The 4,069-nt window shown below is 73.9% G+C and carries 4 protein-coding genes; 3 read left to right on the forward strand and 1 reads right to left on the reverse strand.

The genetic code is table 11. The annotated features are described in order from the left end of the window. Positions 1 to 1,972 (reverse strand): hypothetical protein (locus VI078_02900; protein ID HEY5998231.1); only part of this gene is annotated, 1,972 nt, incomplete at its 3' end. Positions 1,973 to 2,091: 119 nt separating this feature from the next. Between VI078_02900 and VI078_02905 the strand changes: the two genes are divergently transcribed. The 3 genes from VI078_02905 to VI078_02915 form a co-directional block, all read left to right on the forward strand. Continuing rightward, positions 2,092 to 2,895 carry a c(7)-type cytochrome triheme domain-containing protein gene (locus VI078_02905; protein ID HEY5998232.1) on the forward strand — a complete coding sequence of 268 codons (804 nt, stop codon included), beginning with the start codon at positions 2,092 to 2,094 and terminating at the stop codon, positions 2,893 to 2,895. Next, entirely contained in the window at positions 2,892 to 3,683 is a 792-nt protein-coding gene (locus VI078_02910; GenBank protein HEY5998233.1) for a c(7)-type cytochrome triheme domain-containing protein, read from the forward strand. Before VI078_02905 ends, VI078_02910 begins: the two co-directional genes overlap by 4 nt. 11 nt (positions 3,684 to 3,694) lie before the next feature. Beyond that, a partial coding sequence (locus tag VI078_02915) for a hypothetical protein (protein ID HEY5998234.1) occupies positions 3,695 to 4,069 on the forward strand: 375 nt, incomplete at its 3' end.

Raw genomic sequence — 4,069 nt, forward strand, 5'->3', positions numbered from 1 at the left:
TGAAGCGCCAGAGGCGCCACTCCGCCGGGTCCAGCGCCAGCTCCGGCCCCTGCGGCGCGAACGAGGCCGGCGGCCCGGCGGCCGCCGCCAGCTCGTGCAGCTCCGCGCCCGGCGCGCCCCGCGCCTCCCGGAAGACGTCGAGCAGCAGCGGGCTCGGGAAACGCTCGGCGTCCTCGACGACGGCGCGGGAGGGCCAGCTCAGCGTCACCTCGCCGCGCAGGCGCCCGAGCAGGCGCCGGAAGTCCCGCACCGTCTCCTCCAGGCGCGAGGCCGCCGTGGGCATGGTCTCGTCCAGCCGGCGGCGCTCGGCGTCGAGCAGCAGGGGGTCCTGGTACCCGCCACCGGGGAAGCGCGCGTCGTCGAGGCCCAGGACGAACGTGTGCGGCCGGCCCGCGTGCCCGCCGCCGCGCACGCCGCCCACGTGCAGGCAACCGGGGCGCGGGCCGCTGCCGCCGACGCGCGTCTGTCCCGGCAACGCCTCGAGCCAGGCGCGCACGTCCGGGGCCGCACCGCCGCCGGCGCGGACCAGCCAGTGGGCCATCCCGTCGAGCTCCTCGCGCAGGCGCTCGGCTGCGAAGGCGTCGAAGCGGCCGGCCGAGCGCGCGCAGTCTTCGAGGAAGCGCCGCGCCCCGGCGACGAGCGCAACCGCCGGGGCATCCTCGGGCGGCGAGACATCCAGCACCGCGGAGACGATCCGGCGCAGGGTCGCCAGCGCCTCGATGCGCCGCGCCAGCCGCGCGCGCCGTTGCTGCGGGTCGTTCTCGGGGCGCCCCCCCTCGCCGTCGTCGTCGCCCCCGTCCTCCTCGTTCGCCTGTCCGCCCTCGCCCGTGCGGCCCGCCGCCTCCAGCCGGGCGCGCGCCGCCTCGAGGGCCTCGTCGATCTTCGCGAGGTAGCGCCCCCGCTCCCGGCCGATCGGGATCGAGCGGAGCAGCTCCGCGAGCCACGGGGCGCCCGCGAACACCTCGCCGGGAGCCGTCCCCGTTTCGAGCAGGCCCTCGCGCAGCAGGGCGACGAGGGCGGGCTGCGGGCAGCCCTCGGCCAGCCACCGCAACCACCCGGCAAGCGCACGGCCCGGCCGGGAGAGCGCGCACGGGAGCCCCTCGGCGAACGTGACCGGCGCCCCCGTGGCGGCGTCCGCCTCCTCGCCAGCGCCCGGGCGCTCCAGCGCCGCGAAGACCTCGACGATCGCCGGCGCGTACTCGGGGGCGGTGTGGAGCAGCTCCACCTCGTCGAGGGGGACACCCCGCTCGAGGCAGGAGCGCAGCGCGGCACGGATCTCGTTGCCATCCCCGACCGCGCAGGCGAAGCGCACGCCCGGCGGCACGCCGGGAGGATCGACCTCGAGGTGCACCAGCCGTCCGGCCGGGACGGCATCGAGGAGCCGCCGCTCCAGGCCGTTCGGCTCGATGTCCGCCGGCAGCAGCACGAGCGTGTCGCGCCCGAGCGCGTCCGGGTCCGCCGCCAGGCGCTCCGCCGCGGCGCGCAGCACGTGCGCGTAGTCGGCGAGCTTCTCCGCGCGCAGGAGCGCGTCGTACTCCACGGCCAGCAGCCGCAGGTCCTCCGCCTTCGCGCGCTCATCGAGCGCGCCCGCGCGAAGGTGCCCTTCCGGGACGCCCTGGACGCGCAGCTCCGCGAGCGTCGCCAGCACGGTCGCCGCCAGCCCGGGGCCGGGCGCCGCGCTCCGCAGGTAGCGCAGCCGCGCCGGCAGCAGCTCGCGCAGCAGCCGGTCGACGAGCAGCTCCTCCGCCCGCCGCGGGGCCACCGCGAGCCCCTCGCGCGCCAGCGCGGGCGCCGCGAGCCCGACGGCGAACGAGCGCAGCGTCTCCACCCGCACGTTGAGCGCCGGCGCACCCGCGCGCGCTGCGGCTTCCAGCCACTGGTTGCCGACGCGGCGCGAGGGGGCGATCAGCCGCTTCTCCTCGAAGCGGCGCTGCGCGCAGAGCCCGGCGAGGGCGGAGACGAACGCGTTCATGCCCCGCCATTGTAGCCCGCGGGCGCGGCCCGCGCTTGACAATCGGCGGCCCGTGCCCGACCATCTGCGCCGGCCAGCACGGGTCCGTTGGCACACACCACGCTCACGGAGGCTGTCGCATGAAAAAGGTCATCGCCGTCGCGCTCGCCCTGCTGGTGCTCCCCGCCGTCGCGGGCGCCCAATCCGGCACGAAGAAGCGGCGCCCCCTGCCGCCTGAGTTCGGCCGGGTCCTGCTCGGTACGCCATACAGCGACCAGAAGCTCCCCAACGCCCAGTTCGACCACTGGCTGCACCGCGCGAAGTTCACCTGCCGCGTCTGCCACGTCGACATCGGCTTCGCGATGAAGGCCGGCGCCACGGGCATCCGCAGGGAGGACATCGCGGCCGGCTTCTACTGCGGCGCCTGCCACACCGGGAAGATGCCCCACGAGAACCGGACGGTCTTCGCCGCCTGCGCCGACACGTACACCGACGAGGAGAAGCGGACCCGCTGCCTGCGCTGCCACAGCGGCGGACAGAAGGGCGCGCAGCAGTACGACTTCTTCGCGTTCGCCAAGGACCTGCCCAAGGAGCGCTTCGGCAACGGCATCGGCTGGCAGGAGGCCGAGGAGACGGGGAAGATCACGCCGGCGGACTACGTCGAGGGGCTCTCGTTCAAACGCCGCGCCATCGAGATCCCCAAGGACATCGACATCGCCGCGAAGGTCCCCGGGATGAACGAGATCATCTTCTCGCACAGGAAGCACTCGTTCTGGAGCGGCTGCGAGGGGTGCCACCCCGAGATCTTCTCGGGCATCCAGAAGGGCATGACCAAGTACTCGATGATGGAGATCTTCGACGGCAAGTACTGCGGCCAGTGCCACCTCAACGTCGCCTTCCCCATGATCGACTGCCAGCGATGCCACACCAAGCCGGTCCAGTGAGACGGCGGGGGGCGGCCGGCTGCGCCCTGCTGCTCCTGGCGTCCCTGCTGCTCCCGGCCGGGGCGGGGGCGAACTTCCCGTTCCCGTCTCCGCCGCCGCCGGAGGAGTACGGCAACCTCATCATCAGCCGCGGCTCCCTCGCCAGCGGCGTGCAGCCCGTCTCGTTCTCGCACTGGCAGCACCGCCTGAAGTACACCTGCCGCGTCTGCCACTTCGAGTTGCAGTTCAACTTCGAGGCGAACACCACCGAGATCACCGAGGAGGCCAACCGGGCCGGGATGTTCTGCGGCGCCTGCCACGACGGGAAGGCGCTCTTCGGGCACGAGAAACCCGAGGACTGCGCGCGCTGCCACAATGGCGACATCCGCCGGGGGGCCGACAAGTTCGGCCCGCTCTGGCGACTGCCCGAGGAGCGCTTCGGGAACCGGATCGACTGGAACGCGGCGCTCGAGGCAGGGCTCATCAAACCGGCGAACAAGCTCTCGATCGAGCCCTCCGGGGAGATCGGCTTCGCCAACACCATCCTGCTGGACGCGGAGTGGCCCATGGTGCCCAGCGCGACCTTCCCGCACGGCAGGCACACCAGGTGGCTCGACTGCAACGACTGCCACCCCAACCTGTTCAACATCAAGCGCAAGTTCACCGCCGGCCTGCGGATGGACAGCATCGTCGAGCGGCAGTACTGCGGCGTCTGCCACGGGAGCGTGGCCTTCCCGCTCACCGACTGCAAGCGCTGCCACCCGGACCTGAAGAAAGTCCCGGAGTATCCGGAGCCGGTGTCCCGCTGAAGGAGGCGATGGTGCGAAGACGAACCCTGCGCGTATCGGCACTGTTCCGCGCCGCCGGCCTGTGTGCGGCGCTCCTGCTCGCCCGCGCCGCCGGCGCGCAGGAGCGGGCGCCGGAGTGGCGGGCGGAGTTCGAGGCGGTCTGCGTGAAGACGGACCTCGCGATGAGCCTCTCGAGCGCGGAGCTGGCGGACCTGATCGCGCGCTGCGATCGGCTGGCGCCGCTGATCGGCGCGGAGGCCGAGACCGTGCGCAAGGTCTACCTCAAGCGCCTGCAGTCGTGCCGGGCGCTGTTCGCCTACGTCCTGGAGTCGCGGGCGGCGGCGGGGACGACGGGCGCCGCGGCGGACCCCGGGGCGGCCGGGACGGCACCGCCGCCAGCAGCCGGC

It is taken from the genome of bacterium, from assembly GCA_036524115.1.
Classification (GTDB): domain Bacteria; phylum JAUVQV01; class JAUVQV01; order JAUVQV01; family DATDCY01; genus DATDCY01.

What these genes read in the sequence shown, in the direction of transcription:
- VI078_02905 (HEY5998232.1), top strand. Translation starts at nt 2,092, where the DNA reads ATGAAAAAGGTCATCGCCGTCGCGCTCGCCCTGCTGGTGCTCCCCGCC.